The 17503-nt window shown below is 61.7% G+C and carries 13 protein-coding genes and 1 pseudogene; 11 read left to right on the forward strand and 3 right to left on the reverse strand.

All coding sequences use genetic code 11. The annotated features are described in order from the left end of the window. A pseudogene (locus CKO36_RS15735) lies at window positions 1-132 on the forward strand (IS481 family transposase); the annotation flags it as partial. Here the strand turns inward: CKO36_RS15735 and CKO36_RS15740 are convergent. Then, window positions 104-361 carry a potassium channel family protein gene (locus tag CKO36_RS15740; protein ID WP_200285499.1) on the reverse strand — a complete coding sequence of 86 codons (258 nt, stop codon included), beginning with the start codon at window positions 359-361 and terminating at the stop codon, window positions 104-106. The pseudogene CKO36_RS15735 and the gene CKO36_RS15740 overlap by 29 nt on opposite strands. 310 nt (window positions 362-671) lie before the next feature. Here CKO36_RS15740 and CKO36_RS15745 point away from each other — a divergent pair, with 310 nt between their 5' ends. Further along, window positions 672-1415 (forward strand): hypothetical protein, encoded by a 744-nt coding sequence (locus tag CKO36_RS15745; protein WP_200285501.1) that lies wholly within the window; start codon window positions 672-674, stop codon window positions 1413-1415. A 106-nt stretch (window positions 1416-1521) separates the two neighbouring features. On the opposite strand, the gene hrpA is transcribed toward CKO36_RS15745, so the two are convergent. Then, a complete protein-coding gene (gene hrpA, locus CKO36_RS15750) occupies window positions 1522-5547 on the reverse strand; it encodes an ATP-dependent RNA helicase HrpA (protein ID WP_200285503.1) in 4026 nt (1341 codons plus the stop codon). A 140-nt stretch (window positions 5548-5687) separates the two neighbouring features. On the opposite strand from hrpA, the gene CKO36_RS15755 reads away from it, so the two are divergent. From CKO36_RS15755 to CKO36_RS15785, 7 genes are all read left to right on the forward strand, one after another. Continuing rightward, window positions 5688-6107 carry an acyl-CoA thioesterase gene (locus CKO36_RS15755; protein WP_200285505.1) on the forward strand — a complete coding sequence of 140 codons (420 nt, stop codon included), beginning with the start codon at window positions 5688-5690 and terminating at the stop codon, window positions 6105-6107. Between the two features lie 89 nt (window positions 6108-6196). Next, window positions 6197-6754 (forward strand): hypothetical protein, encoded by a 558-nt coding sequence (locus tag CKO36_RS15760; protein WP_200285507.1) that lies wholly within the window; start codon window positions 6197-6199, stop codon window positions 6752-6754. 45 nt (window positions 6755-6799) lie between these two features. Beyond that, on the forward strand, window positions 6800-7759 hold the full coding sequence (locus CKO36_RS15765; protein WP_200285509.1) for a sulfotransferase family protein: 960 nt from the start codon (window positions 6800-6802) through the stop codon (window positions 7757-7759). A gap of 88 nt (window positions 7760-7847) precedes the next feature. Continuing rightward, the gene (locus tag CKO36_RS15770) at window positions 7848-9044 is read left to right on the forward strand and encodes a hypothetical protein (RefSeq protein WP_200285511.1); all 1197 of its coding nucleotides are present in this window, start codon (window positions 7848-7850) and stop codon (window positions 9042-9044) included. Between the two features lie 14 nt (window positions 9045-9058). Beyond that, window positions 9059-10021 (forward strand): BPSS1187 family protein, encoded by a 963-nt coding sequence (locus tag CKO36_RS15775; protein WP_200285513.1) that lies wholly within the window; start codon window positions 9059-9061, stop codon window positions 10019-10021. Next, window positions 10014-11000, forward strand: coding sequence for a sulfotransferase family protein (locus tag CKO36_RS15780; RefSeq protein WP_200285515.1), 987 nt, complete (start codon window positions 10014-10016; stop codon window positions 10998-11000). The genes CKO36_RS15775 and CKO36_RS15780 overlap by 8 nt, the downstream gene beginning before the upstream one ends. A gap of 40 nt (window positions 11001-11040) precedes the next feature. Continuing rightward, window positions 11041-13566 carry an HlyD family secretion protein gene (locus CKO36_RS15785; protein WP_200285517.1) on the forward strand — a complete coding sequence of 842 codons (2526 nt, stop codon included), beginning with the start codon at window positions 11041-11043 and terminating at the stop codon, window positions 13564-13566. Window positions 13567-13576: 10 nt separating this feature from the next. Here CKO36_RS15785 and CKO36_RS15790 read toward each other — a convergent pair whose 3' ends face one another. After that, entirely contained in the window at window positions 13577-14482 is a 906-nt protein-coding gene (locus CKO36_RS15790) for a sulfotransferase family protein (protein WP_200285519.1), read from the reverse strand. A gap of 100 nt (window positions 14483-14582) precedes the next feature. Here CKO36_RS15790 and CKO36_RS15795 point away from each other — a divergent pair, with 100 nt between their 5' ends. Further along, window positions 14583-16019 (forward strand): sulfotransferase, encoded by a 1437-nt coding sequence (locus CKO36_RS15795; protein ID WP_200285521.1) that lies wholly within the window; start codon window positions 14583-14585, stop codon window positions 16017-16019. Further along, the coding region (locus tag CKO36_RS15800; RefSeq protein ID WP_200285523.1) for a hypothetical protein at window positions 16009-17503 on the forward strand (1495 nt) is incomplete at its 3' end. The genes CKO36_RS15795 and CKO36_RS15800, both read left to right, overlap by 11 nt.

Here is a 17503-nt window from a genome sequence, read left to right on the forward strand (position 1 = left end):
CTCTATAATCAACACATCCCCCAACGCGCGCTCGGGCATGTCGCTCCCATTCAGGCATTGAAGCAATGGTATGAAAAGCAGCCGGATCTATTCGTAAAACGTCCTAACAATCTCCCGGGACTTGACAAATAAGGATAAACAAATATCCAATCCACTTACCCTGGTTGGTCAGCGGATACATATCACCATAGCCAACCGTGGTCATGGTGACGACCGAATACCAGATGGCCTCACCCAGATTGGTGATACTGGGGTCCTCGGCGGCCTGCTCGAAGTAAATCAGCGTGGCAAGCAGCCCGAGATAAACAGCAAGTACTACCAACACCACGCCAAGCGTTTTTACAATTTTCCCCAATTTCATTGGACTCTGCCCCCCAAAACAAGCGTAGATTTATATACAATCCGACGGATAATCGTCAAGCAGCCAACCCTTGCAACCAACAGCAATAGCGGCGTCTAAAACACACTAAAAGCAAAAGCCGCCGCAAACGCCATTCTTCCAGATCATTTTTAATCTCTGGCGAAATCGTGTTATGGTTTCGTTGACCGGGTACAGAACCCGGAGCCTCCGCCCCATGAGTTGGGTCAGGCTTGAAAGATCACGCCCCAGACCTTACAAATTGTCCTGCTTTATCACCAAACTGAAAAAATCCAACTGACGGAGTGACCCGATGAGCCAAACAACCACCTCAATACTGCTCGCAAGCCTCACGGCCGCCGCCCTGGGGCTGTCACAGGGCGCCCTGGCCGCCGATGCCGCCGCTCCTGAAGCCGCAGCCACGCCACCGGCTCCAGTCCAGGCTCCCGCGCCTACCCCCATGGCCGCACCCGAGTCTCCCGACACCATCATTGCACGCATGGAAGAGCGCCATAAGCAAATGATCGAGGAACGCGAGCGCCGCTATGAGCAACTGCGCAAGCAGGCCAGCGAGCTGGGCTTTGAAATGCCTGAAATGCCGCCTTGGGCACCGAGCGAACGCGCTGGCATGCCCTCGCCGGACTATGCGCCCTGGATCACGACTGAGGAGCGCAATGCCTTGCGCGAGAAGCGCTGGGAAGCCACCCGTGAACGCGCCGCCCAGCATGGAATTGAGCTGCCCGAGCTGCCACCCTGGAAGGCCGCCGAAGCACGTCGCGAGGCGATGCAAGAGCGCTTCGAGAAGTTCCGCACCACCATGGATGAACTCAACGAAGAACAGCGCCAAACCATTAAGGAAGTCATCGGGTCCATGCCCGCACTCGGCAACATGGGACGCAGCTGGCCGAGCCAGAGCCGCTGCCCGCATCCACGCCAACCCTGCAATTACCCCCGCTATGGCTATGGCCCCATGAGCGCTTCCGACATGATGGCCGCACCAGCCACCCCTGAAGCTCCTGAGGCCCCCGCTCAGCCCGAGGCTCCAGCGACCAACTAAAAAGCAAAGCCTCAACGGCCTGCCGCCACGCCGCCGCACCGGGCTTCAGGCCCAGCGGTGGCGCGGCCATGTCCCTTCACTCACCCCCATCCCTTGCCCCGCACCGTCACAGCCCCAGCTCACGCCAGCGTGCTTGCAGCCGCTTCATTGACACCGGATAGGCGGTGCCGAGCGACTGCGCGAAGAAAGACACCCGCAGCTCCTCCAGCATCCAGCGGATCTCATCGAGCCGCGCATCATCACGACCGGCCGCCTCGGCAGCCGCTTGCCGCTCGCGCCATTGATCCAACAACGGCGTCAGCTCTGCCAACTGCTCGCGATCCCGCCCGGCCGCATGCAACAGCTTCTCGGCCCGCTGCTGAATGGCTTTTAAATAACGCGGATACTGCTTGAGCTGAGGATAGGGCACCTGCTGCAAAAAGCCCTTGAACACCAAGGCATCCAACTGGCTCTGCATATCCCGCACCGAGTCCAGCCAATTGATCTGGGTGATACCGGCCAGTTGCTTACGCAGCGCCTGATAGGCGCCAAGAATATTGGCTGCCAGCTGGCACACCTCCTGCGCCACCCCGAACAGCTGCGGCTTGCCAGCCGCCACACAGGACTCGAAGGCCGTGCGGGTGCGCGGAAATTCCCGATTCTCGATAAAGGTCAGATCCAAACTCCGTGCGATCAGTTCATCGGCCAAATCAGGCGTTGCAGCCCCCTGATCCGGCCGGGTGCTCGCAGGTGACTTGGCTGCCTTGGGCGCCTTGGCATATTGCAGCCGCATACGATCCAGCCCCGGCAACTGGCGGCGCAGTGCGCGCATGTCAGCGGCCAAATGCAGCATGATCAACCGCCGCAGCCCGGCGCGCATGGCCGCAGCAGCGCTGGCCTCGGAGTCCAGCACCCGCACCGCCACGCTCTTGCCCTCATCGACCAGCGCCGGATAGCCGCGCAGATGAATACCGCCGCGCGTCAGGTCGATCTGCTCGGGCAGCTCGCCAAAATCCCAGCGCGTCAGACCCTCGCGTTCCAGGCCGGCGCTAGGAATCTCGGCGAAGCGCGCGCCGCCGGCCTGGCCATGCTGGCGCTTGAGCGCCACCAGATCCTCGCCGCAGGCCAAGGCGCGGCCATCCTGATCGATCAGCCGCACCTTCATGCGCAGATGTTCGGGAATCACGGCTTCATCCCAGGCGTCCTCGGGAATCACCTGACCGGTCAACGCCTTAATGGCTTCGCCCAGCGCCTGGACCAGTGGCCGCTCACTGGGTTTCAGACGTGCGGCGATCCGGGCGGCGGTATCGGGAATCGGCACCAAACCCTTGCGCAGCGGCTTGGGCAGGCCACGCAGCAGCGCGGTGATGCGTTCTTCCAGCAGGCCCGGCACCAGCCATTCCAGCCGCTCCGGCGCCACCTGATTGATCAAAGGCAGCGGCAGCACCAGGGTCACGCCATCGACCTGGCTGCCAGGATCGAAGTGATAGTCCAGCGGCAGCTCAGTGGCGCCAACGCGCAGGGCATCGGGAAAGGCCTCGGCGGTGATGTCGGCCGCCTCATGTCGCATCACATCCGCCAAGCTCAGATGCAACAGCTTGGGCTGCTTGTGCGTCGCCTTACGCAGCCAGCGCTCAAACTGCGGCTTGGAGTAGATGCCGCTAGGCACCCGCTGGTCGTAGAAGGCATAGATGGCCTCATCATCGACCAGAATGTCGCGGCGGCGCGATTTGGCCTCCAGATGGTGCACAGACTCAATCAGCTCGACATTGTGACGCCAGAAGGGTGCGCGGGTGTCAAAATCGCCTTCGGTCAGCGCAAAGCGCAGAAAGATCTCGCGCGCCTCGGTCGGATTGATGGGGCCATAGTTGACGCGCCGCTTGGCCACCAGTGTCAGACCATAGAGCGTCACCTTCTCAAAGGCCGCCACCTGCCCGGCGCGCGCCTGCCAGTGGGGTTCGAAATACTCGCGCTTGAGCAGATGCGCGCCAGCCGCCTCGATCCAGGCCGGCTGCACCCTGGCCACCGTGCGACCATACTGTCGGGTGGTTTCGACCCGCTCGGCGACCAGAATCCATTTCGGCGTCTTTGCACCCCCCGGCTGCGCCTGTCCGCCCCGCTGGAGCTTGGGCGCCAGCCCGGAACCGGGATGAATAAAGAAGCGCCCATTGCGTGCACCCTGGTACTCACGCTGCTCGTCCTTGAAGCCGATGTTACTCAGCAGCCCGGTCAGGAGTGCGCGGTGAATTTCCTCGTAGCTGCCCTCGGCCTGGTTCTCCTTAAAGCCCATCTCGGTGAGTTGCTCACGCAGCTGACTGTGAATATCGCGCCATTCCTGCACCCGGGTCCAGGACAGGAAATGCAGCCGGCACAGGTTCTGGAACTTGCGCCGCGACAGCGCCTTGCGCTCCTGCTCCAGGAAACGCCACAGATTCAGAAAGGCGAGAAAATCCGAGTCCTCATGACGGAAGGTGGCATGGATCTCATCGGCGGCCTGTTGCTTCTCCAATGGGCGCTCGCGCGGGTCTTGCACGCTCAGGGCGGCGGCGATAATCAGCAGTTCGCGCAGACAGTGGTGCTCGGCGCCGGCCAGCAACAGACGACCAATGCGCGGATCAACCGGCAGCCGCGCCAGCTGCCGCCCCAGCGGCGTCAACTGGCCCTGCGCATCGAGCGCGGCTAATTCCTCGAGTGTGCGATAGCCGTCGTTGATCAGGCGGCTGTCCGGGGCATCAATGAAGGGAAACCGCTCGATGGCGCCAAAACCAAGCAGCTTGAGCTGCAAAATGACCGCCGCCAGATTGGTGCGCTGAATCTCCGGCTCGGTAAACGCGGCACGCGCCTGGAAGTTGTCTTCGGCATACAGCCGTATGCAGATACCGTTAGCGATACGCCCGCAGCGCCCCTGACGCTGATTGGCCGACGCCTGCGAGATACGCTCCACCGGCAGGCGCTGCACCTTGGTGCGATGGCTGTAGCGGCTGATGCGCGCAAAACCCGGATCCACCACATAGTGAATCCCCGGCACCGTGAGCGAGGTCTCGGCAACATTGGTGGCCAGCACCACCCGCCGCGCCCCATGCGGCTGAAAAATCCGTGCCTGCTCGGCCGGTCCCTGCCGCGCATAGAGCGGCAGGATTTCGGTGGCCGGTGGATGATGCTTGCGCAGCGTCTCGGCGGTCTCGCGAATCTCGCGCTCCCCGGACAGAAACACCAGCACATCGCCGCGCCCTTCCCGCGCCAACTCCGACACCGCCTCGGAAATGGCGACCTGCATGGCCTCATCGCGCTCCCCGGCATGTTCCTCAGCCGGCGGGCGATAGCGGGTCTCCACCGGATAGGTGCGCCCGGAAATCTCGATGATGGGCGCCGGCTGGCCCTTGGCATCAGCGAAATGGCGCGCGAACCGCTGTGGGTCGATGGTCGCCGAGGTGACAATGACCTTCAGCTCCGGGCGCCTGGGCAGCAGCTGTTGCAGCACCCCGAGCAGGAAATCGATGTTCAGGCTGCGCTCATGGGCCTCATCGATGATCAGGGTGTCGTATTCATTTAGCCAGCGATCCTGCTGGATCTCGGCCAGCAGCATGCCGTCAGTCAGCAACTTAATGCTGGTCTCTGGGCGCACCCGATCATGGAAGCGCACCTTGTAGCCGACCAGGCCGCCCAGCTCGGTGCTCAATTCTGCCGCGATGCGACTGGCCAGCGAGCGGGCGGCAATGCGTCGCGGCTGGGTGTGCCCAATGCGCCCCAAGCGCCCGCGCCCCAGCTCCAGGCAGATTTTCGGCAACTGGGTGGACTTACCCGAGCCAGTCTCGCCACAGAGCACAATGACCTGATGCTGATCGAGCAGCGCCGCAACCTCGTCCTTACGCTCGCTGACCGGCAAGTCCGGTGGATAGGCAATCACCGCCGGGCACTGCTGACGGCGCTGCTCCACCACGGCTTGCGAGTGCTCAATCGCGCGCCACAGATCCGCAAGCGCCGCTGCCGATGGCTGAGCCGCCGCCGACTTCGTCAGCCCCTTCAGCCACCGACGCAGCCGGTGGCGATCCCGCAGCAGGCAGGCGTTGAGATCAGCCGCGCTCGGAATCGCGCTGGGAGTGGCGGCAGGGATAGAGGCCGGGCTGGCAGTGGAACGCTGAGGTCCGTCCATGGCGGGGCACTTCGCTACATCGGGAAAAACGCCTATTATGCAATGTTCTCGCGCATGACAGGCAGGGGCGATATTTATCTTGCTCAAGCAGCCGTGTCATCTTACCGGAGCGTTCAAGCATTAAGGACTGAACAGCTAACATGGTTCCCGCTGATTCCACACAGGGCTTTCGGGTGGCACTACATGATACCGACGCCGCTGGCCGGCTGTTTTATGGCCATCTGTTTCGGCATCTGCACGATGCTTACGAGCAATGGATGCAAGCGCTCGGCTTCCCTCTGCCCGAACTTATCCGCAGCGGTGAGTTGCTGCTGCCCCTCATCCATGCTGAAGCTCAGTATCGCGCGCCCATGTGTCATGGCAACTGGGTGCGCATTGAACTGGCACTACAACAGCTCGAAGCCACTCGCTTCACCCTGGGCTACCGCTGTTTGATACACGAAGACACTCTAGCCGCAACTGCCCAGACCCGTCATTGCTGCATCGACCCACAGCGCCAGAAACCCACCCCTTTGCCGCCCGCCCTGGCACAAGCCTTGAAAGAGGTGTCATCAGTCTGAGCCGACGATGAATTTCAATGCTAAGATGCCGCGCAGCGGTCACTGACCATCACCTGTCACAGCATCGACTCCAGTCGCTTCGGCGCGCCATGACTGATTCCCAAGCCCAAACCGAAAAACAAGCACGTAATGCTGAGATTCTCGCACGCCTGCGCGCCAATTTTGGTGAGGAGCGCGACAATGCGCTTGCAGATATTGATGGATTCAGCATGCTGTCGTTGTTCCTGCGTCCGCTGCCCCGGTCGCCGGATGCCGAGCCGGATGCCGATGATGCGGCCAAGGCGAATGCAAATGCGAGCCTGACGCACACCGATCTTGCCGAGTTGCGACGCCAAAAGCGGCTACGGCGCCGTGACGCTCCCAGCGCGCACAGTCTGCCAGTCCCGCCGGAAGCCCATCAGGGCAGCGCCGGTTACGCGAATTTTCTGGAACAGCTGCCCCAGTTGCGCGAGCAGTTTGGTGCCTGGCTGGCCAGTGTCGATGTTGACTATATCCCCAGTTCATCGTCGTTAGAGGAGCTCAAAGCCTTACAGGCCAAGACCGAGCAACGCCTGGGCCTGCTAAAAACCATGACAGCCGAGACACAGTGTGAGCTTGATCAGCTCATCATCACGATCCGCGCAATGGAAGCGACCCAAGCGGAGTGATCGGCCTTAAAGCCGTCAGTCGCCACAGTCGTCAGCAGTCAAGGAATGGTTCCCGATCCACTCATTATTCTGTCGCCGCCGCGGTCGTTTTCCTCGGTCATCTCGACCATGCTCGGCGAGCATCCCGAGCTGTATGGCTTCCCGGAATTGCATGTGTTTGCTGTGCGCACGGTCACGGCGCTGCTGGAGCGCGAAGCCGGCAAAGGCAACTACAGCGGCCCGCCTGGATTGCTGCGTGCCCTCGCACAACTGCATGAGGGTCGCCAGACCACCGGTGGCATTCTGCGCGCCGGCCTGTGGCTGAACGCTAGGCGCGACTGGACGATCAAAGCGCTGCTTGATGACCTGCTGGCAAAGGTCGCGCCGCGTATTGGCATCGAGAAAAGCCCGGTCAACTGCATGAACATGGCCTTTCTCGCCAATGTACAGCGCTGCTATCCGCGCGCCAGATATGTGCATCTGACCCGACACCCGGTCGCCACGCGTGCATCCATGCAAAGCTTCTTTCATCAGGCGAAAACCTTGCGCGCGCGCGGTGCAGGCGGCACGACGCTGGGCTTTGATCACTTGCTACTGTGGTACCGCATGCACCGCAATATCCTCGAATTCACCGCCCCCATGCCAGACAGCCAAGTGCTGCGGATCAAGGGCGAACAACTCTTGTCTGAACCTGATCGCTATCTGCCGCAAATCGCTGAATGGCTGGGGGTGCGCACCGACGCCAGCGCCATTGCGGCGATGAAACACCCGGAACGCTCACCCTATGCCTGCATTGGTCCCAGCCCAGCCCGCGGCGGCAATGACAGCAAATTCATGCACAATCCCAGGCTGCGCACCGGCCAGGTGCAAGAACCCCGTCTAGCGGACCTGCTGGCCGCAAGCCCGCTCCCCTGGCTCTCGTCGGAAGGACATCAAATGCTCACCGCCGCACGCCTGAAAATGGTTGAGGATGATGTCATGACCAACGAAGTGCTCGGCCTGACCCGGCGCCTTGGCTACCAGTGATGCTTGGGCGCCGTCCTGACCACGACTTTGATTGCGCTGTCTCTGTCAGCGCTTTGTTCATGTTTCAGCTCAGCCAGGCGACTTGCTCATGACCTCGCACGGATTCTGCCACGACATCACACCGGAACCTGACCTCGTTGCCAGCCCAGCACGCAATCAGCCGGCGCCGACTGGCTGGGCCATGGACATCGGCATCCACAACAACTGGCTCTATCTGGCCCGGATTGACTATCAGCGCGAAACCGACAGCAGTCGGTTGCAGGTGCAGGCCTGTGAACTGGCCAGTGGCCACTGGCAAGCCGTGCTGAACAATCATGCGCTGACGCCAATCGAGGATCGCAAGGGGGCCATTGCTGATGCGCGCTGCCAACTGACCTGGGTGCAAACAGAGACAGACCAGGCAACCCAACTCACCTTGGAAGCCGCCTCGCCTGGTGGATGCTGGCGACTGAGGGCCACCTCAGCCTCACCGCTGGCGCCCTTGGAGGAAATCACTGCCGACGGTACAGCAATCTCCCCTTGTTCCGATCTGCATGACTGGCTCGCCACACTTGAGCTTGAGCCTGAGATTGTGTCGCGTATTACCCATACCATTGACTGTTCCGGGCAGCTTTACTTGGCATTGAAGGATCGGGAAGCCGGCTTCAGCCTTCTGAGCGCGGATCTTCAATCCCGTCGCCTCCATGATCACCCGGTACTTGCACGCGGTGCTGAACGCTATCTGCACAATGCCGAGATCTTTGCGCTGACCACCCTGAATGACAAGTTGTTTCTCGCCGCCGGCACCCCAGCGACGGCCCGGACACCAGATTCGGCTTATTTTGATTATCAGGGCTTTGAGCTATTGCAGGTCGATCCCAGCAGCGGCGATTGGGAGATCCTTGTCGGTGTGCCGCGTCCCTCACCTGCTGGACTCAAGCTGCCCTTATCGGCGCTGGGTCCCAGTCTCAATACCCGCCAGACAGGAGCAACCTGGCGGCGTGAATGGCAACTCTTGCATGCGCAAGCCGGGTGTCTACTGCTGGCAACCAGTGACGAGGACGGACTGCGCCTGTGGTATTCCTATAACGGCATCGATTGGCAAAGCATTGCCACCGATGCTTTCCAGTCACTGGATCAGATCGAACGCTGCCAGGCCCTGGAATGCGGGCCAAGCACGCTGGTTTTGCGGGTGGAAACGACAAATTTCGATGCACAACAACAAACGCAGTTGTTTTTGTTGCATCTCGATCAGATTGAGCCAAGCAGCCAGATCGAGCCCACCAGCAATCATCACATCAGCTAATCATCGCAACCACTATGCTCCGGCCGCGACAGTCACGACGCCTCCAGCCGCACGCAACCGCCACAATCGCGCGCGCCCCAAACGAACCCTGGTCAGCTGAGATCGCACCAGAGCACTGCGACCCCAGCATCGACCAATGGCGTGACGCTCATCTGGTCATGCGCGCGGCTACACCCAACGCCCAGGGGCAATTATTCCTGTTTCTGTGCGGCTCCTATGGCATCCCGGCACGCCAACGCCTGATCACCACTGTCGCGGCCCAGCTCGGTTATCATGCCATCAATCTGAGCTACCCCAATGCCTGGACGGTTGGTGGCCTGTGCCAGGACAGCCGGGATCCGGACTGCCATGGTCAGGTGCGCCTGGATCTCCTCGACGGCGGGCAGCGCTCAGGGTTGTTAACACTCGCGCCGGCCCAGGCGATTGAACCGCGCCTGCGGGCATTACTCAAGTATCTGATCACTCAGTACCCTGAGCAGGGATGGGAGCAATTTCTCACCAGTGCCGGCGCAATCCAATGGCCCAAGCTGGTTGTGGCTGGACATTCTCAGGGCGGTGGACACGCAGCAATGATCGGCAAATGCCACCCGGTGGCGCGCGTCGTCATGCTGGCCGCACCGGCCGATTATGTACGCACCATTGAGCAACAGGCCCGCTGGCTGAACATGGCCGGCGCCACACCGGCATCACGCCACTTTGGCTTTGTCCACGCTCAGGACCAGGGCTTTGAGAAAATCCTGCGCTCCTGGGAACTTCTGGGACTCGACATCCACTCCCCGGTTGAGGTCGATGACGCAGAACCACCCTACCAGGGGGCCCAGTGCCTGATAACCACCATCACCGGGGTGCGTCGCGAGAAATACCACGCCAGCGTGGCGCAGGATAATCTCACGCCCAGCCGCGTGGATGGTCGGGCACTCTTTGAGCCCGTCTGGCGCTACCTGCTCAGCCCCGAACGGCTGAACGCCGATGCCTGAGTCTTCAACCACCAAGGCCGCAAGCACGTCATCCTTGGTAACGGCCCCCTTCCTGATCCTGCTCTCGCCACCGCGCTCCTTTTCCTCGGTGGTGTCGACCATGATCGGGCAGCACCCTGAACTCTATGGCTTTCCCGAACTACATCTGTTCATCGGTGACACCGTACAGGAAATGCTGGATCGCGAATATCGCGCCGGCAATCACTTCGGCCCATCCGGTCTGCTACGCACCATCGCCCAGCTTGAGTTCGGTCACCAGACCCGAGCGACCATCGCGCATGCAATTGCCTGGCTCAACGAGCGCAAACTCTGGTCAACCCGCGACCTGATGGAACATCTGCGCATGCGGGTTGCGCCACGCATCGGTATCGAGAAAAGCCCGATCACCGCACTCAGACCCCTGGATCTGGAACGCACGTGGGTCTTCTATCCCAAAGCTTATTTCCTGCATCTGACCCGGCACCCGGTCAGCACCAGCCGCTCCATGGACTTGTTTCTGCAACAGCGCAGCCGCAGCGACAAACAGCGTCCATTCAACAACCTGCTGTCCTGGTACCGGTTTCACCACAATATTCTCAGTTTTACCCGCAGCCTCCCTCCAGGACAGTCAATGATGGTCAAAGGCGAGGATATTCTGTCGGATCCCGACCGCTATCTGGCGCAAATTGCCGAATGGCTTGGAGTGCGCACCGATGATGCGGCCATTGCCGCAATGAAGCACCCCGAGTATTCGCCCTACGCTTACTATGGTCCAACACCGGCAAATGGCGGCAACGACAGCAACTTTATGCGCAACCCGGTGTTTCGCCCCGGTCGGGTCAAGGAGCCATCGCTGAAGGATTTTCTTGCCCGCGAAGCCATCGAATGGATCAGTCCGCAGGAGCGCGAGTCCCTGGCCACCGCCGGCTATGCCCTGGCCGAATCCAGCGCCCTGACGCAAGACGTCACCGCCCTCGCCCACCGTCTCGGTTACCACTGAAGCCAGGCGGCGGACATCGCCCGCCGCTGCCAGCCCCGCGATGCCCCAACCTCCCCGCTCAACCAACCCAGCTCCCCGCTTGCGCCAGGATCTGCTGGTCAGCCCACACCACGACGGCGATCCGGAGGCTGGCGTCCAGATCCAGGATCCTGACACTGGCGACTGTTATGAGTTCGACGCCCAGACATACAAGCTGTTGCAAGCCTTCGATGGCACAACCTCATGTGCCGCCATCGCCACCAGCTTTAATGCCAGTTTCAACACCAGCCTTTCCACCGAGGATGTCGAAGCCTTCCGCGACTCCGCTCTCAATAGCCGACTAATCGAATATCCCTCTCACTTATCGGATCAGAGTGCAACGCCAACAGTTGCCAAACACCCGGCACCAAGTGCGATCAATGCCGCACAGCAGGCTGAGGTGAAAACTCAGACTGAGTCTGAGTCTGAGCTCAATGCCACCGCAGTCGCGGAGACATCCGAAGACTCAGCCGCCGCAGACACTCGCTGGGTGCTTGGCAATCCCACCGGCTTCTTTACCGGCCTGGCCCATGTGCTGCGTCCGCTGCGTTGGGCCTTTCTGCTCGGCAACTGGAGTCTGGTGTTCCTGGTGCCTCTGGCGCTTTACACCCTGTTCGACAACCAGCTGCAAATGAGCCAGGATCTGGCCCGGCTCGGCCAGTCCATGTCCTATTTCGGTCGTCTGGTGTTCAGCCTGGTGCTGATCAACCTGCTGCGTTGCCTGGTGCAGGGCACCTTGATCGCCTATTACGGCGGAACCGTGCACAGCTTCGGCCTGCGGCTGCGTTTTGGCATCATCCCGCGCTTTTTTATCGACAAGCGCGCCATTGGCGACTTCAACCGCTCCGCCCAACTGTGGTGCTGGGGCTCCAACCTGCTGTTTCGCCTGGTGCTCTTCAGCGCTGCCACCCTGGGCTGGTATCTGCTGCGCGACAGTGGCCGTTCACTCGCCATCCATGCCATCGTGGTCAGCCATGCCGCCCTGCTGACCTTTCTGCTGCTGAGTGTGCCGCTGCGTCCTTCCGACGGCTACCGCTGGATGATGACCCTACTGCGGCAGCCGCTGAGCACTCTGAAGCTGGCCCTGATGGTGCTGCGCGCCCGTATCACCGGCCAACCGCTGCCCAGCAGTCTGCGCCCGGCAAAAGCCCGACGCCTGCTGCTCTATGCATTGGCCCTGATCACCTTCTGGACCTGGGCCTTTGTGCGCATTTCCAGTCATATCGCGCGCGGTCTGATCGAGAGCTTTCCGAACATTTTCGGCGCCGCCACCGAAGCCATTATTCTGGTATCCGTGGTGCTCCTGATGGCCCGCTGGGCACTCAAGCGCATCGCCCGCACCCAGGGAAACGCCGGCCGGGAGGCAAGCGCTACCGCTACCGCCACTACATCACCCCTGACCCGCTATCTGCCACGCCTGCTGCTGCTGGCTTTGGTCATTGCTGTGCTGATTCTGCCCTTCCCCTACCGCCCCGGCGGCGCCGTCATCCTGCGCACGCCTGAACAGCAGGACATCCAGGCACCCATCTCCGGCCAGCTGATTGAGGTGCGCTACCGCGGTGGCGATGGCACCCTGATTGAGGCTGGAGCCACCGTGGCCGTGATGCTGTCGGACGAACTCGAAGGGCAACTGGCTGCGCTGCAGGAGCAACTGCGCGAACAGGAAGCTGAACTCGCGCAGCGCCGCGCCCGCCTAGCACAAACCCTGGCCGGCACCCGCCCGGAACTCATCACCGAGGCCCGCGCCCGGGTGGCACGGGCGCGCGAGGAAATGACGCTCGCCAGCCAACAGCTCGAAACCGCCCGCATCACCTCCGGCTACAGTGATCGCGAACTTGAGCGCATTCATCAACTGCCGGCGGGTATTATTTCGGAGCTTGAGGTCACACGCAGCGAGAAACAGGCGGCCATTGACCGCCAACGCATCCATGAGTTTGAAACCACGGTCGCCGCACGCCGCCAGGGACTGCAAGAAGCCGCCGCCCAGTTGACCCGGCTCGAAAACGGCGCGACCAAGGAAGAGATTGAAATCGCCCGGCAGGAAGTCGCCGAGGCGCAAGCGGGACTGCGGCAGCTGCAACACAGGCTGGACCTGACCCAGAGCCAGCTCAAGGGCACCCAGCTGCGCATGCCCTTCAGTGGCTTTCTGGTCGATGCCTATTTGAACAAGAAGCGCGGTCGTTTTTTGGCCCGTGGCGACACCTTCGCCCGCGCCCAGATGCGTCGCGAACCGCAGGTGGAAATGATTCTGCCGGAAGCGGAAATCGCTGGAATTGATGTCGGCGCCAGCGCCGAGATCCGCCTGCAAGCCTACCCGACCCGCACCTTTCGCGGTCGGGTCATTGCCGTCGAACCGACCGGTAGCGAAGCCGTCTTTGGACGCACCTTCACGGTGCTGATTGAGCTGCTGGACACCGAACCCTTCGTGCTCAAACCCGGCATGTCCGGCTATGGAAAAATCCTCAGTGGCGACAAACCGCTGTATTTGCAGCTCAGCCGCCCCCTGACGCGCTTTATCACCATCGAGATGTGGTCGTGGATTCCTTAAACTTCAACCCTTAACCGTAACCAAAGAGTTGCGCCAGTGCGATGGTTTCAGGGGTCAAGCGCCCGCCATCCGTCCGCCAGGGCAGCGGCTGCTCCAGGGGGGCCGGCGCCGGAGGGGACAGCGGCTGAGCTGGATCCTTGAGAAATTCGGCATCCATTCCCCCCTCAGCGCCATAGGGGCCAACCCCGGCGTAGGGCGACTGCTCAGGGCGACACATGGCTTCAAACTGTGCTTGACTCCAGGCCAGACCGAGCCAGGCACAGAGGCGCGCCAGCGCCAGTCGCGCATCTCCTAGCAGATCCTCCACACGCAACTGATACTGCAACTCATCCGGCACCCCATGCAAAAAATCCAGAATACCCCGATGGCGCCGATACCAATCAATCTGGGGGTCTGGAACCGGGTTTAACCCGGTCTTGTCCAAGGCATCCGCTAGGTAGAGACGCGCCAGCCCGTCCGGATCGCTGAACCAGGTACGACACTGATCCCAGGGATGCCGGGTCAGATGCAAAAACCGGCCCTGCGGAAACGCGTGGCGCAGCTGGGTCAGACGCGCGGCCCAGGTTGGTGCAGAATAAGCCTCGCCATAGACCACCAAGCGGCGTGGCGCAACCTGCGCGCACAACTCGGCCAACACCTCACTGGTGGTCATGTGCGCGCGCCGATACAGCCAGCGGCGTGCCATATCGATGGACTCTAGCGTCTGCTCACCACCATAGAGCTGGGCGATGGTTCGCAACAGACCCTGAGTACCCTGAGCGGGCAAGGCATCGAACAGATCCACCACCCGATCAGCCGCCAGGAGATTAAGCTCGGCGGGCGCATAAACCGCCGCATGCTGACCCAGCATGGCCGCGAGTCGCGATCCGAAGGAATGCGGAGTGGTTAGCAGAAACAACGGAGAAGGAAAGGCCATGCAAGACTCAAGCGGTTTCAAGCGGTGACATCTGTCACCGCAGAGCAACGATTCTGATAAAATTTCAAGGTTACCACCAAATAGAGCGTCAGGCCCGCACATGGAGTCCACCTCAGCCACTCACAACGACAGGCACAGCACAGCCGCTCCGGCCGCAGCCCCGCCCACCCACGCCGCCCATGTCGGCCTAACGCCGCAGGACGTGCAGACGCGGGTGCTGCCGTTTCTGGCCGAACTGGTTCCGGAGTGGGAATTCGAGGGCTGGGAGGAACAGATCAACGCCGAGACCCGGTTGATCGCCGATCTGGGGCTTACCTCGGTGGAATTCATTGACCTCTTCGTGGCCATCGAAAAAACCTTCGGGCGCACCATCGGCTTCCACGATCTACTGATGGTTGAGGGGCGCTATATTGATGACCTGCGCCTGGGTCAGCTGGCTGACTTTGTCTGTCAGCGTCTTGAGGCCAGTCCAGTGTCAAGCACTGGATCGGGCACTGGCGCCGCCGCACACCCACCCGATCTAGCCCCAGGGAGCCCAGCACTGGCGAGCAACCGCGCGGCACATCGCATCGATCACAGCGACATCGAACGCTTTGCGGCCATGATTCCGCAACCGCACCCCTCAGAGCCGCTAGCCCAACGCAATCCGCGCGCGATTTTTCTGCTCTCGGCTCCGCGCTCCGGCTCCACCCTGTTGCAGGCCATTCTGGCCGGACATCCTATGTTGTTCGCGCCGCCTGAGCTGCATTTGCTGTGGTTCAAGGATCTCGCCGAACGCCGCGCCGCCTTTCATCACCCGGAGAACCGTCATCTCACCAGTGGTGCCATTCGTGCGCTCATGGCGCTGGATGGCCTGTCCGCCGGGGCCGCCAGCGCGCAGATCCAGGCCCTCGAGTCCCAACAGCTGCCGATCAGCGATTTCTACCGGCTGTTGCAGCACCGCTGTAGCGCCAATCAGCCCGGCACACGGTGGCTGGTGGACAAGACACCGGCCTATGCTTACTCGCGTCCCGTGTTGGATCGCGCCGAACACTTGTTCGAGGAACCGCTGTACATCCATCTGGTGCGCCACCCCGGCGGTATGACGCGCTCCTTCATTGATGCCAAGCTGGAGCGCACTGTCCCCTTCATGCAGCGCCATGCCAACAGCTTCAGCACCGAGCAATTCGCCGAACTCGCCTGGCTGACCTGCAACGGCAATATCACCGCCTGCCTCGCCCAGATTCCAGCCCAGCGCCACTACAGCCTCCGCTACGAAGATCTGGTCTCCGCGCCCGAGCCAACCCTGCGCGCCCTGTGCGCATGGCTCGGACTCGACTTCCAGCCTGCCATGCTCGATCCCTATGCAGCCCCCGAGGCGCGCATGCTCGATGGCTTGCAGCGAGTGGGCGAGTTCAGCGGCGATCTCAAATTTCATCTGCATGATCGCATTGAGGCCGATGCGGCTTGGCGCTGGCAGCGCTTTGACACGGGACAATGGCTCAGTGAGGCCAGTTGGCAACTGGCCGACCAGCTGGGATACCCGCGTGGCGGCTAGGCCCCCAGCTGCACGCCCGGATCCCCGCCCCGGCCTGCGTTCGCGTCAGTTTCAGCGCATCAGCGCTAACGGTCTGGGCGATCCGTACAACAGCTACGCCTACTCAGCCGCCTGGTTTCAGGAGCATCTCTACATTGGCACCGGCCGCGCGAATCTCTGTCTGCTGAAATTCGCCATGCCCTATGTCAGCATTGACACTTGGCCCATCGACTGCCCGCATCGCAACTACACCCCGGAATTCGAACAGCAGGCCGCGCGCGGCGAAATCTGGCGTCATCATCCCAAGTCACGCCAGTGGCAGCGCTGTTATCAGGCACCTCTGGTAAGCGATCCGCACGACGGCTGCACCTACAGCCGCGATCTTGGCTATCGCGCCATGACGGTGTTTCAGGGCACTTCCGATGCCGAGCCAGCGCTCTATGTTGCCAGCTGGTCACGCTCGCGCGGCACCGGCCCCGAGCTGCTGCGCTCCCAGGACGGGCAGCACTTCGAGACCCTGCCCAACCCCAGATTCACCAGTCAAGACCAAGCTCTGGTGGTCACCGCCATCCGCACTCTGGTGCCCTTTAAGGGCCAGCTGTTCACCGCACCGACCGGAGCGAGCAAAGGCAATGTCAACGCCGCCTGGAACTCGCTGATCTTTGCCACCCGGGATCCCGCCTCTGGACGCTGGCAATCGGTGAATGATCCCGGCTTCGACAGCCCACCCGAGGTGATCGTGGTCTATGAGATGGCCGTCTGTCACGGCTATCTGTACGCCGGCACCGGCGGCGCCAATGGGTTTCAGCTGTGGCGCACCCGTGCGGAAGGTGATCCACCCTATCAATGGGAGAAAATACTTGAAGGCGGCGCCGGGCGCGGTGCGCTCAATCAGGGCACGGTGAGCCTGATCGCCTTCGGCGAGCATCTCTACATTGGCACCGGCATCCAAAACGGTGGCTATGATCACCGCTTTCAGGTCGGCCCGGCGGCAGCGGAAATTCTGCGCGTGCACGAAAACGGCGACTGGGATATTGTGGTTGGCAATGCGCGTGACGGCAAAGAACCGCTCAGCGCCATGGGCGCCGGCTTCAACAATTATTTCTGCGGTTACATCTGGCGCTTCGGCGTCCATGACGGCTGGCTCTACGCCGGCACCATGGACTGGACGGTGATCCTGCGCTATGTCGATCTGAGTGCCAAACCCTGGAAATCCTCCAAACTGCTGGCCGCTGCCGGGGTCGAGGACTTCATCGCCATGCAGGGCGGTTTCGACCTGTGGCGCAGCTGGGATGGCGAGAACTGGATCAATGTCACCCGCACCGGCTTTGACAATGCCTTTAACTACGGCTGCCGCAATCTGATCTCCAGCCCGCACGGACTCTTTGTCGGCACCGCCAATCCCTTCGCCCCCCAGGTAGCCACCCAAAGCGACGGCGCCTGGACCTATCGCGACAATCCCGCCGGCGGACTTGAAGTGCTGCTGGGCACCCCCCACCCCATAC

Origin of the sequence: Rhabdochromatium marinum (genome assembly GCF_016583795.1) — a bacterium.
Lineage (GTDB): Bacteria > Pseudomonadota > Gammaproteobacteria > Chromatiales > Chromatiaceae > Rhabdochromatium > Rhabdochromatium marinum.